Raw genomic sequence first — 17,574 nt, forward strand, 5'->3', positions numbered from 1 at the left:
ACAGGTGAAGTCTGCCCTTTTTTAAGTCTTTACCGATAGGCAGAAAGAGCAAATGTGGTTATTGTAACTACTGCGGCAATTTCTTCGATTCATTCATGAGTGATTACATTGCCGTGAATAATTCAGGTTTAAAAGATATAAATTGACAAAAGGAGGACAGGGGATGGCTGCATATACGTTAAAACGGCTGGCGGCAGGGATAGTCTCCCTGTTTGTCCTTGCCACAGCAACTTTTTTTCTGGTACGGCTTATACCGGGAAGCCCCTTCCAGAACGGAGGGGTGTCGTCACAGGTTGTAGAGGCGGTGGAGGAGGAGTATGGACTGAACGAACCGCTTTTAGACCAGTATATTACCTATATGGGAAATCTCATCCGGGGAGATCTGGGCGTCTCGTATCAGGAGCCGGGAACATCTGTGGCGGAGGTGATCAAAAGGACATGGCCGGTCACGGCTTCTCTGGGGGCGGCAGCTCTTCTGGCCGCGGTAATTTTCGGCACAGGGCTTGGAATCCTGCGGGCAGTGTCGAAGTATAAGGCAATCCGTGAAGGCATAGCGGCTGTAGGAATGATTTTTGCGGGGATTCCTAATTTTGCCGCGGCTATCCTCCTTCTGCTTGTATTTAGCGTGAAGCTGGGATGGTTCCCGTCGGCAGGGCTTCTGACTCCTGCGCACTATGTACTTCCGGTGATCTCCCTGATGCTTTATCCCATGGCGGTTATTTCCCGCCTGACAGGAAACGCTCTTGCGACAGAGATGGAAAAACAGTATGTACTGTTTGCCAGAGCAAAGGGACTGGGAAATGTCAGAATCTTATTTACCCATACCCTGAAGAATGCATGGATTCCGGTGTTGAATTATGTGGGGCCGGCTTCTGCATCCCTGCTTACCGGAAGCTTTGTGGCGGAGAGCATCTTTACCATTCCGGGACTCGGACGCGAGTTTGTAAGCTCCATTACAAACAGAGATTATACTCTGATTCTGGGACTGACGGTTTTTATGGGAACAGTAGTAATTACAGTAAATCTCATAACAGATCTTGTGTGTGCGTGGATGGATCCGGGGACGCGACGGGGATATGGCGCATAGGAGGAAAAAAGAAAGGAGGATGGCCTGTGGATGGCATAAAAGATATAATACGGCTGGTCAAAGGAAACAGACAGGCTCTTGCAGGGTGGATTGTCCTGCTGGTCTGGATACTGCTCGCAGTCCTTGTGCCTTTGTTCTGGCCCTGGTCCTATTCGGAACAGAATGTTAAGCTTTGCAATCAGGCTGTATCCATGGAACATCTGTTCGGAACGGATAAATTCGGGAGAGATATCTTTGCCAGAGTGTGGTACGGCGCAGGCATCAGTCTTCTGGTTGGGACAGTCAGCGCCTTGATCAACGGAAGCGTGGGTGTTCTCTACGGTTCGCTTGCGGGGTATGCGGGGGGATATGCAGATATAGTTCTGATGCGTATCGCGGATCTTATCACTTCTATCCCGTCCATGCTCTATGTAATCCTGATTACACTCGCAGCGGGAGCGGGAGTGGGAAGCATCATCCTCGGGCTTTGTGTGGCAGGCTGGGTTGATACGTCGCGGATTGTGCGCGGAGAAATCAGGAGGCTGAAAGAGACAGATTTTGCAGCGGCTGCCCGAATGGAAGGAATCCCCTGCATCAGGATTCTGTGGAGGCATCTGCTTCCAAACGCGGCAGGACCGATAGTTGTAAATATGATTTTCCTGATCCCTCAGGCAGTCTTTACGGAAGCGTTTTTAAGTTTTCTGGGGGTTGGGCTTAAGCCTCCTGCGGCCAGTCTGGGGACAATAATACAGGAGGCGCGAAGCCAGATGATTTTATACCCGAATCAGATGATCTGTCCGCTTATCGTGCTGTGTGTGATGCTTCTGGCTCTCAATACAATAGGAACTGCAGCGGAAGAGCAGATGCGGAGAGGAAAAAGCGAATGAGTATTTTGGAGGTAAAGAATTTAAGCGTACAATATCATACCGGAAACGGGGAGAAACAGGTACTTGACAGGGTCTCTTTTTTCGTAGAAAAAGGAGAAATTGCGGGTATCGTAGGAGAGTCCGGTTCAGGAAAGAGTACGGCGGTTCTTGCTGTGACGGGGCTTTTGGAAAAAAGTGCGTGTGTTCTGTCAGAGAAGATTGACGTTTGCGGCAAGCCGGCGAAGCCGGGACGGGATATCGCCGTGATTTTTCAGGATTCCCTGAACAGCCTGAACCCTTCTGTTAAAATTGGCCGTCAGTTGGTGGAAACAATCCGTATTCACAGAAAGTGTACCGGAAAAGAGGCAAAAGAACGGGCGGAAGAATTGCTGGATCTGACCGGGTTCCACAATCCAAAGCTTCGGATGAGACAGTATCCTTTTGAACTTTCGGGAGGAATGCGGCAGAGAGCCGCCATTGCTGTTGCCCTTGCATGTGAACCCCGTGTCATTATCGCGGACGAACCGACAACTGCGCTGGATGCGGCGGTTCAGGTACAGATTCTCCACCTTTTGAAGAGGGTGGTGAAGGAGACAAAAGCCTCGCTTCTTCTTGTAAGCCATGATATGGGGGTGATCGCTGCGCTTTGCAGCAGAGTATATGTGATGAAATCCGGCCGGATCATCGAACATGGAACAGCGGAACAAATCTTTTATGAACCTGTTCAGGAGTATACAAAAAAGTTATTAAAAGATACAAAGGGAACGAATTATTTCCCGGCTGATGCGGCAGAAGAACCTCCGCTGCTTAAGCTGGAGCATGTGACAAAGATGTTCGGCACGAAAGAGGGAATACGGGATATTTCTCTGGAAATCCGTACAGGGGAGGTGTACGCCCTTGCAGGGGAAAGCGGCAGCGGGAAGACGACTCTGGCAAGAGTCTTAACCGGAATACTGACGCCGGATCAGGGGAAAATCCGGTACAGAGGAGAACTTATGTATACGGGAAACGGGAAGAAAACAGAGGTCGGGAAGAACGTATGGCGTGGAAAGATCCAGATGGTATTTCAGGATTCATATGGTTCTTTGAATCCCTGCATGACAACGGGACAGGCTCTTGACGAGGCTTTGCGGATGAAGGAAAAAGGCAGAAAAGCTGCGGCAGGGGAGCGCAGGAAGAAAGTGGAGGAAGTGCTCTGTCTGACAGGACTTTCTCCCAGGGATGCAGACCGGTACCCGTATGAGCTTTCAGGGGGAGAGCGGCAGCGGATCGGGATTGCACGGGCACTTATCATGGAACCCGAGCTTCTGATCTGTGACGAGGCGTTTTCCGCTCTTGACGTTTCTACGAGAAAGCAGATGATGGAACTGCTTCTGGACATCCAGAAAACCAGAAAGATTGCCTGTCTTTTTATCTCCCATGATCTGTCGCTGATCCGTCAGGTCAGCAGAAGAATCTGCATCCTTTGCAGAGGAAGTCTGGCGGAGACAGGAGAGACAAAGGATGTCTGTACGAATCCCTGGCACCCATATACAAAGATGCTTTTACAGTCGGATTTGCCTCCGGAACCGTTGAAAGCCAGGAAAATTACTCCTGTTTTTGTTGAAGAAAATGAAAGGAAGGCAGACAGGGAGAAGGCATGTCCCTTTGTGGGATCCTGCGGCTATGCCTTAGAATGCTGCCACGAAAAACGGCCGGAGACATTTCGTTTTGGCACCAGGGAAACGGCTTGTTTCCTCTATTCAGAAGAACAAACCGGAAAACGTGCCGACGGGTACAGGATGACATCACAGATATAAACGTTCAGAAGAAGGAGAAAAAGGATGAAGAAAAAAATACGGATAATGAAACGGCTGATTGGAAAAAAGATGATTGTGATGCTCTTGGCGGCAGCTGTACTGTGTGCGACTGTACTTTGCGGATGCGCATCAGACGGAAAAAGCAGAGGAGACGCTGCGAGAGCGGACGGAGAAAAGGAGATTACGGTGGCAGTCAACAGTGAGACCGGGACTTTGGATCCGGCAGGTTCTATTGCGCTTACCTATCTTTCTTATTCCGTAACGGCCTTAGATGAACTGCTTACATACGATGAAAACGGGGAAATTGAATACAGGGCGGCAGAATCCTTCGAGGTAAATGAGGATTCTACAGTCTGGACATTTCATTTACGGGAGGATGCCCTCTGGTCAGACGGAACACCGGTTACGGCAGAGGATTTTCTGAACACGATCCGCCGCGCACTGGATCCGGCTTCGGGAAGCGGGTATGCAGTTTACCTTTTCCCGATCAAAAACGCGGAAGCAATCTACAACAAGGAAGCGGATATGGATACGCTTGGTGTAACTGCGCCGGATGATTATACTCTTGTTTTTTATCTGGAAGAGTCATGCGTGTATTTCCTCGATCTGCTCAGGCTTCCGGTATATACGCCCTCCTGCGCAAAGTATGCGGATTCTGTGAGCAGCGGATGGGATAAAGATCCTGCGACAAGTCTTTCGAATGGGCCGTTTCTGCTGAAGGAATATGTGCCGGATCAGTATTTTGTACTGGAGAAAAATGACTATTATTGGAATAAAGATGAAGTTCATCTGGATCGGATCATCTACCGTTTTTTTGACGATACACAGGCTATGGCATCGGCTTATGAGACAGGTGAGGTAGACGTGGCGGTTTCACTCTCCTCTGCGGTGATGGAACTTTATGAAGGAAAAGAGGATCTGATGGTGACGGATCAGATTGCCACACGGTATATTTATTTCAATCTGAATGTAGAGCCTTTTGACGATGTGAAAGTGAGAGAAGCGTTTAATCTTGCTATTGACCGGGAAGAACTGTGTCAAATTATCGGCGCGGATACAGAACCGACATATAATCTGGTAGCAAAATATATGGTCAATAAAACTACGGGAGAGCGTTTTGTGGACGAGGCCGGGCAGCCATTTGAGGAAAATGTGGAGCGGGCACAGGAACTTCTTGCCGAAGCCGGATATCCGGATGGTGAAGGTTTTCCTGTTCTGACATACAGCTATCCTTCTCTTGAGATGGATTCAGACACCGCTCAGGTTATTAAAGAACAACTGAAGGAAAACCTGAACATTGATATTGAACTGAAGGCACAGGAACTTCAGGCAAACTACAGCAGCCGTTATGCAGGAGATTTTGACCTGTGCAGGATGAACTGGACCGCAGACTTTGCTGATCCGTATACATATCTTTCCATGCTTCTTTCTAACAGTACATATAACTGCAGCGGAATTTGTGACGAGGAGTATGATGCGCTTGTGGAGTCGTCAAGCCGCGAACAGGATCCTGAGGTTCGCTTTAGTCTGCTTCATCAGGCAGAGCAGAGGGCGGTGGGAGAGCAGTTCTACATTATTCCGCTCTATGCCATGAAGAGTGTAAACCTGGTTAATCCCCAAATTACAGGACTTAGGCAGATCCCGGCAAGCGGAGCGCTGGAATATCGGTATGCGGATATCAGTCAGGGGTAAAAGTACGGAGCAATGCCAGGGAAAGGAGGTGGACATTTATGATGGAGCTTGTCACAGGAGGGAGCGGCAGCGGGAAATCCGCCTATGCGGAAGAGACGCTGTGCAGGCTGTATCCTTTTTCAGCCGGCGTTGATGACAAAGAAAAAAGGGGTATGGCGGATGTACATCGGTATTATATTGCAACAATGCTGCCATGGGATAAAGAGACGGAAAAAAAGATCGAGAGACACCGCGCCATGCGTTCAGGCAGAAGATTCCAGACATTGGAGTGGTATACAGATCTGGAGGGGAAGCTCAAGAGCAAAAAAAGCCCTCCCATGGAAAATGCGGATGTTTTGCTGGAATGTGTTTCCAATCTGACGGCTAATGAGATGTATGAAGAAAAGAAAAGGGACGCAGCCGGTGTTGTGTTGCGAGGCATAGTCAGTCTGAAGGAAAGATGCAGAAACCTGATAGTTGTGACTAATGATGTGTTCAGTGAATCTTTGGAGGCATCTTCTGAAATGCAGTTGTACAAGGAAATGCTGGGAAAAATCAACTGTGCTCTGGCCGATACGGCAGACCGGGTTACAGAGGTGGTTTGCGGGATCCCGTGTGCGGTTAAGGATCTTTCGGTGCTGCGCAGCGAGAAATTCGGAAGGCAGGGCAAGAATATATCTGCAGTGGACGGCAGGGAATATAAATGTCCGGCAGATGAGAAAAAAGGTGGGAGAGGCTTGAGAATTATAACGGGTGGAACATTACAGGGAAAACTCTCTTTTGCAAAGCAGATGTATCCCGGAGAAAAATGGACAGATGGAAAAACCTGCAGACTGGAAGAGGTACAGTCGTGCTGCGCAATGAACCACTTTCACGAATTTATAAAACGCTGGCTTGAACAGGGAAAAGGATGGAAAGAACTGGCAGACCTCATATTGGAAAAGAACGGGAACCTGATTCTCGTGTGTGATGAGGTGGGGTGCGGCCTTGTGCCGGTGGATACTTTTGAAAGGAAATACCGGGAAAGTGTGGGAAGGATTATGTGCTCGCTTGCGGGCCAGGCAGAGCGGGTAGACCGGGTGGTCTGCGGTATCGGGATGAGAATAAAATAGAACGAGACTATCCAGAAAACAACAAGCTTATTGTGAAAAGGAAGGAAAGGGAAATGAATACAGAACTTGAACAGGTGCTGCCTGCTCAGATTGAGAAAAGAAGTTTTGAGATTATAACAGAAGAGCTGGGAAAAAGAAAATTTATTCCGGGAACAGAGACGATTATAAAACGCTGCATCCACACCAGTGCGGACTTTGACTATGCAGAAAATCTGGTTTTTTCTGACAATGTGGTGGAGAAGGCTCTGTGTGCGATTCAAGGCGGGGCATCGATCGTTACGGATACTCAGATGGCAAAAGCCGGAATTAATAAGAAGAAACTGGCACAATTTGGCGGTGAAGTGTACTGTTTTATGCCGGATGGCGATGTCGCAGAGGCTGCATGTGAGAAGAAAATTACAAGGGCTGCTGCATGTATGGATAAAGCGGCAGAATTGCATGGAAACCTTATTTTTGCAGTCGGAAATGCTCCGACTGCTCTGGCGCGTCTTTATGAACTGATTAAGGAAGGAAAGGTTGCTCCGAAACTGATTATTGGTGTACCCGTTGGGTTTGTCAATGTGGAACCGTCAAAGGAACTGATTCTAAAGCTTGAGAATATTCCTTTTATTGTGGCAAAAGGGAGAAAAGGTGGGAGCAATATTGCCGCATGTATATGCAATGCCCTTCTGTATATGCTGTAATGCAAGGCGGCATAATTAAAATTTAAAACCCCAGATCAAAACAAATTGCAGGAAGCTGAAAACTGCTGTAAGATAAGCATGTCAGATACAAACAGATGTTGGAAAGGAAAGACGGGTATGCAGTTGTTGTTGAAAAACCGGCCGGTATTGGAGATACGGGAAAATGGAACATGCAAAGTGCTTGATCTGGACAGGCTGCCGTTCGCACTTCGGAGGGAAAATGTACAATTTGTCGATTTTATTGAATGGGCATCGAACAGGACTCTTTCCATCGGACGCAGTTATGCGAAAGAAATTTTAAATTCGTTCAGGCTGTCTCAGACAAACAGATACGCAGTGTGTAAAGCATGCCGCGGCTTAAGTCTTGAGGACTCTTACTGGATCAGGCAGGACGGCGATGAGAAATATTCATACGCCGGAACTTACTACGCTTGGAGCAAGCGCGAAAGGATGGATCAGGCGCGGGGACAGAATATATCTTCACAAAATAGGAAAATACGAAATCCCGGCGGACCAGATTCTTACGCTGTTTGATATTCCGCATATTCATTATTCTGTTTCGGAAAAAGAAGAAATTGAGTCTTATCTGACGCCGGAAAGATATCAGTGGATTGAAGGAGTCGGGGAGGCTGTAGTTCATTCGGAACTTTTTACGTCAGAAGAAACATCGCTTGTTACTTTCGAAGAGTTTCAGATATTCTGTTCTTATTATGGAATGAATCCTTATGAGGAAGCCAGGGCGATTGACCATACCTTTTATCTGAAAATGCAGATTGCGGATTATCTGCTGAACAATACTGACAGGCACGAACAGAACTGGGGGTTCCTGATGGAAAACAGTACGGGGAAGATAATCGGGTTCTGCCCGCTGTTTGATCACGACCACGCATTTTCGTCTTATGATAACGTGATGTCCCAGACAACAGAAACAGAAATGACATTGCGGGACGCGGTTATAGAAAGGCAGAGACAGTTATTACTGTAAGCTGTCGGAAATATCGCAATGTAAACGTTCGCTTCCCGGTCACCGAGAAAACACTGCTTCAGGTTTTCGCGGTGAGCGGGAAGCGAACGTTTACTGTTAAGCCGGCCCGGCGGGAACAGACAAGGTTCTCTGCCGGGTTATTTTTTCCAGCATTTGAACAGATTATCCGTAATTTCTGCGGAAGCTTCTTTGAGCGGAGGAAGATAGACCAGCAGGTCTTCTGGATTTTCCACGCTTATAAATCCACTGAAAGAAAGCGCGGCAATGGTATTGCCGGAATGGTCATAAACCGGTACTGCGATACAGCTTCCGTTTACGGAAGATTCTTTATCGTCGAAGGCATATCCCTGAGCCGCTACTGTGCGAAGCTGCTTCCAGAACTCATCGGGATCTGTGATTGTGTGCTGCGTGAACGGCACCATTTCCACAGAGTTGATGATCAGGTCGATCAGGTGAATAGGAAGCTGCGCAAGCAGGATTTTCCCTCCCGCGCACGCATAGAACGGAAGTTCTGAATACATCGGGGGCACATAGTCAATCAGGTTTCTTGTCCTGGACTGCTGGATAATATAGCAGCTGCTGCCGTCTCTTACGATCAGATTCATCGCGTGGTTGTATTTTTCTGTATATTTCTGCATTGTAAAAGCGGATATTTCTTTCGCAGCCAGATAGAAATTATCCTTTTCCAGTGCAAAACTTATTTTTTCTCCAATGATGTAGCTTTTGTCGCTGCATTGATAAACCCATCCGTCCGCCTCAAGAGTTTTCAGTATGCGGAAGGCTGTAGAAGGGTTGATTTCGCATATTTTGGCAAGTTCATTCGCGCCCAGTTTCTGATTGCGTTCGCGGAGAATATCCAGAACTTTCAGTGCGTGTTCAATCATTTTGATGGTTTCCGGTGCTTCTTTACCCAAGTGAATCCCCCTCTCTGTAGATAAAATATTAGTTATAAAATAGGTGAAATGAGCATTTCGATAATTGTAAAAACAATATATTAAAATGTCTGTATATTTCTATAAGTATAAAATATCATTTGAACAAGCCGGTGTCAACGGGAAAATGCCGAAAAATCGAATGGAATAGGTATTCCAGAAATGAAAAAACAAGTGGATAAAAAGGAAAACCATGAAAAATAGACGAATAATAAGGCTGGAAAATAAGCTGTGAAGCGAAGAAAATACTAAAAATTTGTACAAAATAACAAAAATATATGATAATAAAAATATTATCGAATAAATTATTGACAAATTTTACGGGGAGGGGTATTATGCTATTGAAATAGCTATTTCAGAAATGCGATGAACTGATTGGGTCAAGGAGGAGAAGACTGAAAATGAAAAAAGAAAAACTGAATGGTATCTATATTCCTATGGTAACTCCGTTCAATGCGGATGAGAGTATTAATTTTAACGGTATCAAAGAGTGTACGGACTTTCTGGCAGACAACGGCGTTACAGGTGTAATTCCCGCAGGAAGCACAGGTGAAATGATCGCGCTGACTCCGGAAGAGCAGATGGCTGTAAACGAGGCAACTGTAAAGGCCGCTGACGGACGCATCAAAGTTGTGTGCTCCACAGGCGCATACCGTACAAAGGATGTTGTTGAAATGTCTATTGCAGCTCAGGCAGCAGGCGCTGACGGCGTAATGGCAGTTACACCGTGGTATATGGCTCCCAATGAGAACGAACTTTTAAAACATTATGAGACAATCCGCAAGGCAATCGATATTCCGATCATGGTATATCACAATCCGTACTACTCAACCTGCCTTATGACAGACGAGTTTATGGCAAAGCTTTACAATGAAGGATTTATCGACGCAGTGAAAGAGCGCCAGGCAGATGTTTACAGACAGCAGGATCTCAGATACTTAACAGACGACGGATTCGCAATCTTCTACGGCTACGATGTATGCCCGGTTGAGAGCTGCGCATGCTGGGCTGACGGCTGGGTATGCGGAACAGGAAACCTTTTCCCGAAGGAGAATTCAGAAGTGTTCCATCTGGCAAAGGAAAGAAAGATGGAAGAAGCGATGAAAGCTCACTTTGAAAAGATTCGTCCGTATCTGCCTCTGTTTACAAAACCGACAAAAGACGGACTTCCGACTCCGTGGCTTCAGATCATTAAAGAAGGACTCAAGCTTCGCGGCGTTGACGCAGGATACTGCCGCAAACCGGTTATCTCTGAGCTTCCGACAGATGTTATGGACAGCCTGAAAGCAGTTCTCAAAGAGTACGGATATCTGAACTGAGATTAATTTTTATGCAGTGTGGTGCGATGGATATCTGAGAGGAAATGTTTATTTCCGACAGATAAATGACAAGGAGAAAGAGGGTGAAAGGATGAAAAAGAAAAGGATTTTAAGTTTGATTCTGTGTGTGGCTATGGCAGGTACATTAGTGATGGGCTGTTCTTCATCATCTGACGGCGGTGAAGGTTCCGGAGAGGAGACGGGTTCTTCCGGCACTTCCAGTGACGGGAAGACGAAAATCACAGTGATCCGCCCCGGTGACCAGGAAAAGGTGCAGGCGTTTCTTGAGCCTGCGGTAGAGCAGTTCATGGAAGACAATCCGGACATCGAGGTAGAGATCAAGTATGAGTCATGGACCGGATGGATTCAGACTTATCCTACATACTTTGAGGCTGACACGCAGCCGGATGTAATCTTCTGGTGGGACAACAAGATGTTTGATTCCTCGGCGAGAGAACACTTTGTTGATCTTACGGATCTTCTGAGCGAGGAAACGGTTTCCCAGATCCCGGAAAGCGTGTGGAGTCTTGTGGACACCGGTGATGAAGAACTATATTACATCCCCAGTTCAGTAGATACAATGGTTCTCTATTACAATAAAGATGTATTTGAAGCGGCAGGACTCGATCCTGAATCACCGCCGACAACATGGGATGAGTTCTATGAGGCAGCAAAGGCGATTACGGAGAATACGGATGCGGCAGGAATTGGAGTTCCGGCAATTACGGGATCGGAAGTGCTGGAAGAGTTTGTGGGCATGTTTATCAACCAGGCAACGGATGCGCCGATTCTCGATGAAAACAGCGAGCCGCTCTTTGAGACGGATGAGGGAATGGAAGCGGTTGAGTTTGTGGAATCTCTTGTTCCGTACATGCAGGCATCTCCGACAGAGTATGGCCGTGGAGAGCTTCGCCCGCTTCTCCGTGACGGACAGATCGGTATGCTGATTGACGCTCCGTGGGCGGTTCCGACATTTACGGAGGCGTTCGGGGAGAATCTGGATGAGAGCATTATCGGTATTACATCCATACCTCTCGCTCCGAATGGAAAACAGATCACCTGGGCAGGCACAAACGGCTGGGTAGCGACAAGGGAAGAGACAGCCGAGGCTTCCGCGAAGCTGATTGACTGGCTGATGAGCCCGGAGATTCTGGAATCGCATCACATTGCATATGGTTCTGCTCCGCTTCTGGAGTCCGAGTTTGAAAATCCGGCATTCCAGTATGACTATTGGAAAGTATTCTACGATGATACTCAGAACTTTACACTCTATGGAATGATCGGAAAGAACAGCCCGACGCCTTCCGCGTACTATACGGCGATGGAGGAAGTGTGGCAGCAGCTGATCCTCGGACAGATTGACGCGCAGACTGCTCTGGAAGGAGCGGCTGAAGCGGCAAGAGGAGTGACCGCACGAAACAGTTGATTGCAGATGCTTAAGCCTCCGGCGTGACTGCCGGAGGCATTCTTAAATAACCGGGGATTAAAGGAGGTGCCGTGTTTGACTGCAAGTAAAAGAAAAAGAATCGTTCTGTCTTTGCTTCCTCTTGCCATTATCCTCTGCTTCGTATACGGATACCCGCTTGCCAGCGTCTGTATCAGCGCGTTCAGAGGGTTTGGAGGCAGTTCTGACGGACAGTTTGTAGGTCTTGAAAATTTTATGACAATCAGCGAGGACATACCGCAGACAGTTACAACAACGCTGATCTGGACGTTCGGCTCTGTGCTGCCGGCTATGGTGTTCGGGCTTGTCATTGCCATGATATGCAACAGAAGCTTTAAAGGAAAGAAAGTGGTTGTGGCGATCAACCTTCTTCCGTACGCGATTCCGCTTATTATCGTGGCGTCCTGCTGGAGGTTTGTCTATAATTCCGATTTTGGCCTGATCAATGTCTTTCTGGAGAAAATCGGGCTTATCGACGAGCCGATCAGTTTCTTAAGTTTTGATACTGCGCTGATTGCGGTGATTGTCGCCCGTATCTGGAGAGCGATTCCGTTTGCTTTTATGAATTATTATTCCGCGCTGACAACGATTCCCCAGGAACAGTACGAACAGGCAAGCATTGACGGCGCGGGACCGTTCCAGAGATTCCGGTATATCACGCTGCCGAACTTAAGGGCCACAACATCCAGTACGATTATTGTACTTACTGTGTGGACATTCCTTGTATTCGACATTATTTTCGGTATGACCGGAGGCGGTCCAATTGACGCAACGATGACAATCTCCATGAGAATCTACAGAGAAATGTTCAGTATGAAGAATACAGGGACGGCTTCCGCATGGTCTCTGATCGCGATCTTCATTCTCACTCTGATTACGATTCTGTACTGGAAACTGATGAACAGTAAGGAGGATGACTATGTCGAGTAAAGGAACACTGCCGGGCAGGATTGTAAGGACTGTTTTAAGTGTGATCTTCTGCCTGTTTGCGATTATACCGATTTACATGGCGGTTATTATAGCTCTGACTCCGTATGCAAACATGCTGGAGGCTCAGCTCTGGCCGCATTACCATGAGTTTTCGAACTTTTTGGATGCGTTCGGCCTGATTGCCCACAATATTTTCAACAGTTTTCTGTATGCCGCAGCAGCGACGGTTCTTACCACTTTGATCTCTGTGCCGGCAGCTTATGCACTTGCCAGATATCCGTTCAGGGGACGCACGGCGGTATCGTTCGTTCTTCTCCTTTCACAGATGATCGCGGGAATCGTTATCCTGCCTACACTGTATCAGATGTTCAATGAGCTCGGGCTTCTGGATTCTTCTCTGACAGTGGTGATTGTATATACGGGTGTCAACCTGGCGCTTGTTGTTACGATCCATCAGGGGTATTTCTCCACTCTGCCGCAGTCCCTGGAAGAAGCTGCCGCACTGGACGGCTGCAATTATGCTCAGCTTCTCACCCGGATTATCCTTCCGATCAGCGGGCCGGGAATCGCGGTAGGGGCGATCTTCGTATTCGTAAACTCATACAATGAGTTTGTGATTCCGCTGTTCCTGCTCTCGGACTCGGACAAATATCCGCTGACACTGACGGTGTACAGTCTGTTAAGTGATACGACGATCCGGTGGCACATCGTCGGCGCGGCTTCCCTGATCGGCATTATTCCGCCGGTTGTGATCTTTACATTCTTCCAGAAATATATCATACAGGGAGTGACAGCCGGGGCTGTGAAGGGATAGTAAACAGAAAGGGATAAAAAGAGATGGACAAAAATTCCGTGATGAACGCGGCGTTTATCGGCTGCGGGGCGATCGCGCAGAAAAAGCATCTTCCTCTCTGCGCGCAGGATCCGCGCCTGCGCATACGTCTTCTGTACGATACGGCCCGGCAGACAGCGGAAAAGTGCCGGGAAACCTATGGGGATGCGGATACAGAGACAGCTGAGGATATAACGGAAATATACGAAAGAAAAGATGTTGACGTCGTTTTTGTATCAACGCCCAACTGTTTCCACGCCGAACAGAGCATACGGGCGCTTAAGAGCGGAAAGCATGTGATCTGTGAGAAGCCGATGGCGCTGGATTCAGAGGGAGCCCGGAAGATGCTCAAAGCAGCGTCAGATTCCGGAAAGCTTCTCCATATTTCGTATCAGAACCGTTTTACAAATCAGGCACTGTATACAAAACGTCTGGCAGAAGAGGGCTTTTTCGGCGATATCTATTACGCGAAAGCATACGCGGTGCGCAGAAGGGCGGTGCCGACCTGGGGTGTGACAACAAACAGAAAATACCAGGGCGGAGGACCGCTGATTGATATCGGTTCCCATGCAATTGACCTTGCTCTCTGGCTTGCAGACAATTTTGAACCGTCCTATGTATCGGGAATGACATATGACAAGATTGCGGAAAAGGGCAGCATGGCGAATTACTGGGGGCCGTGGGATCCGAATAAGATGGAAGTGGAAGACTGCGCGCTTGGTTTTATCGTCATGAAAAACGGAATGACTCTTACCGTGGATGCGAGTTACGCGCTGAATACGGTGAAAGAGCAGGAGGCGAGCGTGGATCTGTTCGGGGCAGACGCGGGAGCGCAGCTAAGAGAAGAAGAATCTGTCACGCTGGTTCATGAGATGGGCGGGCGGATGTGCATTACCGGGAATGATCTGCAGAAAACAAAGCGGTCTCTTACTCCGGAGGAAGAGGGGATTAGTCCGTCTCAGAGAGAACACAGGTATTATATGAATCTGCTGTTTGACGGGAAAACGGAAGATCCATATGCGCCGCAGGCGCTTGTCACTGCAGAGATTATAGAAGCAATTTACCGGTCGGCAAGAGAGAAAAGACCGGTTTATCTGGAAAGGGGAAAATAAAATGCAGGAATTTAAAGTGCCCTGGGGGCAGTGGTACGAACAGTCTTACCGGACTCTTACGTTTCCCGACGAGTGGGAGGTTCACTTCTGCGAGCCGGAATATTGTGAAGAAATCTCCGATGAGGGGATTATAAAAGCGATTGACAGTCCGATCGGGACAGAGAAACTTGAAAAGCTTGCGGAGGGGAAGAAAAGCGCTTGCATTATCATTGACGACATCTCCAGGCCCACGCCGGGGGACAGGCTCCTCCCCATTGTGATCAGGAAGCTTGTGTCGGCAGGACTCGCCTATGAGAATATCAAAGTGCTTGTGGCTCTCGGCGGACACCGGCCGATGACGCGTCAGGAGATGAAGATTAAAGTCGGGGCCTGGGTGCTTGACCATGTACAGGTGATCAATCATTTTGCGTTTTCTCCGGATCTTGTGACGATCCCGGATAAAGACCAGGTGATCCGGATCAACCGCAACTATGTAGAGGCTGACCTGAAAATAGCGGTGGGCTGTATCGTCCCCCATACTCTCGCGGGATTTTCCGGCGGGGCGAAGGCCGTCATCCCCGGAATCGGCGGGATAGAGACGCTTCGCAGCAACCACACGCTTGTGTTCGCGGACAAGAGCAAGAGTATGTCGTTTAAGACAAGCACATGTGATCCCGACAATGCGATGAGGAAAAACATGGAAGAGATCGTCGGAAAAGTCGGGCTGGATTTTATTGTAAATGTAGTCCTGAATTCCAGGATGAAGGTGGCTGAAGTGTTCACGGGACATTTTGTGAAAGCGCACAGGGCAGCGTGCGTCCGGGCGATGGACCGTCTCGGGACAAAGCTGGTGAAAAACGCGGATATTACGGTTACATCCGCATATCCGAAAGATACGGAATATTCCCAGATAGCGACATGCTTCGCTGTACTGGGGCATTATAAAGAGCAGTGCGTGGCGAAAGACGGGACGCTTGTGGCCATGACAGCGGCCAGTGAGGGGGCGGGGTTCCACGCCCTGTTCGGGCCCGGGATGAGTCTTTTCTCACCCCATGACGACAACATGCCGCCGCTGGAGCTGAAAGACAAGGAACTTTATATTCTCTCCGACGGAGTAAAGCAGACGGACATCCGTCAGTTTTACACGGGAGAAACGCCGCCGGTGTACCCTTCCTGGGAAGAAGTGCTTGAAAAGCTTGAGAAAAAGTATGAGGGAAGAAAGCCCGTTGTGGCCATCTATCCGATGGGAGCGGTATCAATCGGAAGGCTTGACCAATAACGCAGCAGAAGGCAAAGGAGAGAAGCTATGAGTGTAAAGACAGTAAATGGTGCCGGGCAGGACTTCGGTACGGAACATGAAGACAGAAATAATTCTGCGTCGCTGTATGATGTGGCCGTGATCGGTGGAGGTGTCATCGGCAGCGCGACAGCCCGGGAATTGTCCCGGTATCAGCTGAAAATATGTGTTCTGGAGAAAGAACTCGACGTGTGCAACGGAGTGAGCGGAAGAAATACCGGACTTCTCCATTCGGGAATTCTGTATGAGAAAAATATGCTCAGGACCGAGTGCAGCATGGAGGGAAACGCTGAGTTTGAGCAGGTGGCAGAAGAGCTTGACGTACCTTTTAAACGCTGCGGAAAACTGATTGTGGGCTTCGGAGACGAGGAGAGAAAAAGACTTGAGAAACTGTATCAGCGGGGACTCGAAAACAATGTGCCGGGTATCCGGATCATTGATCACGATGAAATCAAACGGCTTGAGCCGAATGCGGACGGGGATTTCGCGATTTACGTTCCGTCTGCCGGCATCTTATGTCCGTTTACATACACGATAGCCCTTGCGGAAAACGCGGTGAAAAACGGAGTGGAATATCATTTTGACTCTGAGGTAATCGGGATTACAAGGGAAAAAGGTGAAAAAGAGGAAGAGGGCAGATGGCGGGTTGAGACAAAAAGCGGCACATATTATGCCAGATGGGTGATAAACTGCGCAGGGCTCTATTCTTATAAAATCGCGGAAATGCTCGGGTTCGGCCCGTATTATCCGAACCGCGTCAAAGGAGAGTATGAGATTCTGGACAAGAAGGCGGGGGCGTTTCTTTCCCTTCCGATTTATCCTACGCCGAATGAATACGGCGCGTTCGATATCCATGTGACGCCGACGGTGGACGGCAATGTGCTTGTAGGGCCGTCCATTGAAAAGATCGGAAACAACGTGGATTATTCGGTGACGCAGAAGATGATCGATCACCTGACAGAGAACGGCTCTAAGGTATTCGGTTATGTGAAGAGGGAATTTTTTATCCGCAACTATGTGGGCGTATTCCCGACGATCGAGGATCCAGAGACAGGCGAAGAGATCGACTTCCAGATCGACGCGGACGATCAGGTCCCGAACGCGGTGAGCTTAACCTGTATTACATCCCCGGGTCTTACAAGCGCCCTGCCGCTTGCGAGAAGAGTGGTCCGGAAGATACGGCAGAAGGAAGAACTGGCTGAAAATGGTTCGTTTGATCCGACAAGAAAGGGCATTGTCCGTTTCGCGGAGCAGGATATCGAGACGCAGAGGCAGCTCATTAAGGAAGATCCTGATTACGGGGAAATCTACTGCAGATGCGAGTGCGTCACAAAGGCGGAGATAAAACAGGCGATCCATAATCCGCTCGGCGTCTCTACAGTGAGTGGAATCAAGTACCGGACAAGAGCGACGATGGGGCGCTGCCAGGGCGGATACTGTGAGACACGTCTTACGGCGTCCATTCAGGAGGAACTTGGAAAGAAAAGAGAAGAGGTGCTTCTGAACAAGAACGGCGCCTGGATGTTTACGGGGGAGGTGAAGTAAAG

The 17,574-nt window shown here is 48.5% G+C and carries 15 protein-coding genes; 14 read left to right on the plus strand and 1 reads right to left on the minus strand.

From position 1 onward, the window contains the following. Positions 1 to 163 precede the first annotated feature (163 nt). The 7 genes from LKD70_RS03920 to LKD70_RS03950 all read left to right on the plus strand — a co-directional run bounded on the left by LKD70_RS03920 (position 164) and on the right by LKD70_RS03950 (position 8,182). Positions 164 to 1,087, plus strand: coding sequence for an ABC transporter permease (locus LKD70_RS03920; protein ID WP_227706737.1), 924 nt, complete (start codon positions 164 to 166; stop codon positions 1,085 to 1,087). A 26-nt stretch (positions 1,088 to 1,113) separates the two neighbouring features. Then, positions 1,114 to 1,953, plus strand: a complete 840-nt coding sequence (locus LKD70_RS03925) for an ABC transporter permease (protein WP_320442582.1) — start codon at positions 1,114 to 1,116, stop codon at positions 1,951 to 1,953. Next, positions 1,950 to 3,731: a dipeptide ABC transporter ATP-binding protein gene (locus tag LKD70_RS03930; protein WP_227706738.1), complete on the plus strand. Its 1,782-nt coding sequence runs from the start codon at positions 1,950 to 1,952 to the stop codon at positions 3,729 to 3,731. Before LKD70_RS03925 ends, LKD70_RS03930 begins: the two co-directional genes overlap by 4 nt. A 24-nt stretch (positions 3,732 to 3,755) precedes the next feature. Next, entirely contained in the window at positions 3,756 to 5,423 is a 1,668-nt protein-coding gene (locus LKD70_RS03935) for a peptide ABC transporter substrate-binding protein (RefSeq protein ID WP_227706739.1), read from the plus strand. Positions 5,424 to 5,461: 38 nt separating this feature from the next. After that, a complete protein-coding gene (locus LKD70_RS03940) occupies positions 5,462 to 6,514 on the plus strand; it encodes a bifunctional adenosylcobinamide kinase/adenosylcobinamide-phosphate guanylyltransferase (RefSeq protein WP_227706740.1) in 1,053 nt (350 codons plus the stop codon). A 53-nt stretch (positions 6,515 to 6,567) separates the two neighbouring features. Further along, entirely contained in the window at positions 6,568 to 7,197 is a 630-nt protein-coding gene (locus LKD70_RS03945; protein ID WP_227706741.1) for a precorrin-8X methylmutase, read from the plus strand. A 397-nt stretch (positions 7,198 to 7,594) separates the two neighbouring features. Beyond that, positions 7,595 to 8,182 carry a HipA domain-containing protein gene (locus tag LKD70_RS03950; RefSeq protein WP_227706742.1) on the plus strand — a complete coding sequence of 196 codons (588 nt, stop codon included), beginning with the start codon at positions 7,595 to 7,597 and terminating at the stop codon, positions 8,180 to 8,182. A 137-nt stretch (positions 8,183 to 8,319) separates the two neighbouring features. Here the strand turns inward: LKD70_RS03950 and LKD70_RS03955 are convergent, their stop codons facing one another. Next, positions 8,320 to 9,096 carry an IclR family transcriptional regulator gene (locus LKD70_RS03955; RefSeq protein WP_227706743.1) on the minus strand — a complete coding sequence of 259 codons (777 nt, stop codon included), beginning with the start codon at positions 9,094 to 9,096 and terminating at the stop codon, positions 8,320 to 8,322. Between the two features lie 419 nt (positions 9,097 to 9,515). Between LKD70_RS03955 and LKD70_RS03960 the strand changes: the two genes are divergently transcribed. The 7 genes from LKD70_RS03960 to LKD70_RS03990 all read left to right on the plus strand — a co-directional run bounded on the left by LKD70_RS03960 (position 9,516) and on the right by LKD70_RS03990 (position 17,572). Beyond that, complete coding sequence (locus tag LKD70_RS03960) at positions 9,516 to 10,433, plus strand: dihydrodipicolinate synthase family protein (protein WP_227706744.1); 918 nt, start codon at positions 9,516 to 9,518, stop codon at positions 10,431 to 10,433. Positions 10,434 to 10,524: 91 nt separating this feature from the next. After that, on the plus strand, positions 10,525 to 11,859 hold the full coding sequence (locus LKD70_RS03965; protein ID WP_227706745.1) for an extracellular solute-binding protein: 1,335 nt from the start codon (positions 10,525 to 10,527) through the stop codon (positions 11,857 to 11,859). 75 nt (positions 11,860 to 11,934) lie between these two features. Further along, positions 11,935 to 12,807, plus strand: coding sequence for a carbohydrate ABC transporter permease (locus LKD70_RS03970; RefSeq protein ID WP_227706746.1), 873 nt, complete (start codon positions 11,935 to 11,937; stop codon positions 12,805 to 12,807). Continuing rightward, a complete protein-coding gene (locus LKD70_RS03975; protein WP_227706747.1) occupies positions 12,797 to 13,621 on the plus strand; it encodes a carbohydrate ABC transporter permease in 825 nt (274 codons plus the stop codon). Before LKD70_RS03970 ends, LKD70_RS03975 begins: the two co-directional genes overlap by 11 nt. A gap of 23 nt (positions 13,622 to 13,644) precedes the next feature. Continuing rightward, on the plus strand, positions 13,645 to 14,751 hold the full coding sequence (locus LKD70_RS03980) for a Gfo/Idh/MocA family protein (protein ID WP_227706748.1): 1,107 nt from the start codon (positions 13,645 to 13,647) through the stop codon (positions 14,749 to 14,751). A 1-nt stretch (position 14,752) separates the two neighbouring features. After that, positions 14,753 to 16,009, plus strand: coding sequence for a lactate racemase domain-containing protein (locus LKD70_RS03985; RefSeq protein ID WP_227706749.1), 1,257 nt, complete (start codon positions 14,753 to 14,755; stop codon positions 16,007 to 16,009). A gap of 27 nt (positions 16,010 to 16,036) precedes the next feature. After that, a complete protein-coding gene (locus LKD70_RS03990; RefSeq protein ID WP_227706750.1) occupies positions 16,037 to 17,572 on the plus strand; it encodes an NAD(P)/FAD-dependent oxidoreductase in 1,536 nt (511 codons plus the stop codon). The last annotated feature ends 2 nt before the right edge of the window (positions 17,573 to 17,574 follow it).

Origin of the sequence: Ruminococcus turbiniformis (genome assembly GCF_020687545.1) — a bacterium.
GTDB lineage: Bacteria > Bacillota > Clostridia > Lachnospirales > Lachnospiraceae > Mediterraneibacter > Mediterraneibacter turbiniformis.

Excerpts from the sequence above, each read along its gene's own strand:
- LKD70_RS03920 (WP_227706737.1), top strand. The coding sequence starts at position 164 with ATGGCTGCATATACGTTAAAACGGCTGGCGGCAGGGATAGTCTCCCTG.
- LKD70_RS03975 (WP_227706747.1), top strand. The coding sequence starts at position 12,797 with ATGTCGAGTAAAGGAACACTGCCGGGCAGGATTGTAAGGACTGTTTTA.
- LKD70_RS03985 (WP_227706749.1), top strand. The coding sequence starts at position 14,753 with ATGCAGGAATTTAAAGTGCCCTGGGGGCAGTGGTACGAACAGTCTTAC.
- LKD70_RS03990 (WP_227706750.1), top strand. The coding sequence starts at position 16,037 with ATGAGTGTAAAGACAGTAAATGGTGCCGGGCAGGACTTCGGTACGGAA.
- LKD70_RS03940 (WP_227706740.1), top strand. The coding sequence starts at position 5,462 with ATGATGGAGCTTGTCACAGGAGGGAGCGGCAGCGGGAAATCCGCCTAT.
- LKD70_RS03945 (WP_227706741.1), top strand. The coding sequence starts at position 6,568 with ATGAATACAGAACTTGAACAGGTGCTGCCTGCTCAGATTGAGAAAAGA.
- LKD70_RS03935 (WP_227706739.1), top strand. The coding sequence starts at position 3,756 with ATGAAGAAAAAAATACGGATAATGAAACGGCTGATTGGAAAAAAGATG.
- LKD70_RS03950 (WP_227706742.1), top strand. The coding sequence starts at position 7,595 with ATGAGAAATATTCATACGCCGGAACTTACTACGCTTGGAGCAAGCGCG.
- LKD70_RS03930 (WP_227706738.1), top strand. The coding sequence starts at position 1,950 with ATGAGTATTTTGGAGGTAAAGAATTTAAGCGTACAATATCATACCGGA.
- LKD70_RS03965 (WP_227706745.1), top strand. The coding sequence starts at position 10,525 with ATGAAAAAGAAAAGGATTTTAAGTTTGATTCTGTGTGTGGCTATGGCA.
- LKD70_RS03980 (WP_227706748.1), top strand. The coding sequence starts at position 13,645 with ATGGACAAAAATTCCGTGATGAACGCGGCGTTTATCGGCTGCGGGGCG.
- LKD70_RS03960 (WP_227706744.1), top strand. The coding sequence starts at position 9,516 with ATGAAAAAAGAAAAACTGAATGGTATCTATATTCCTATGGTAACTCCG.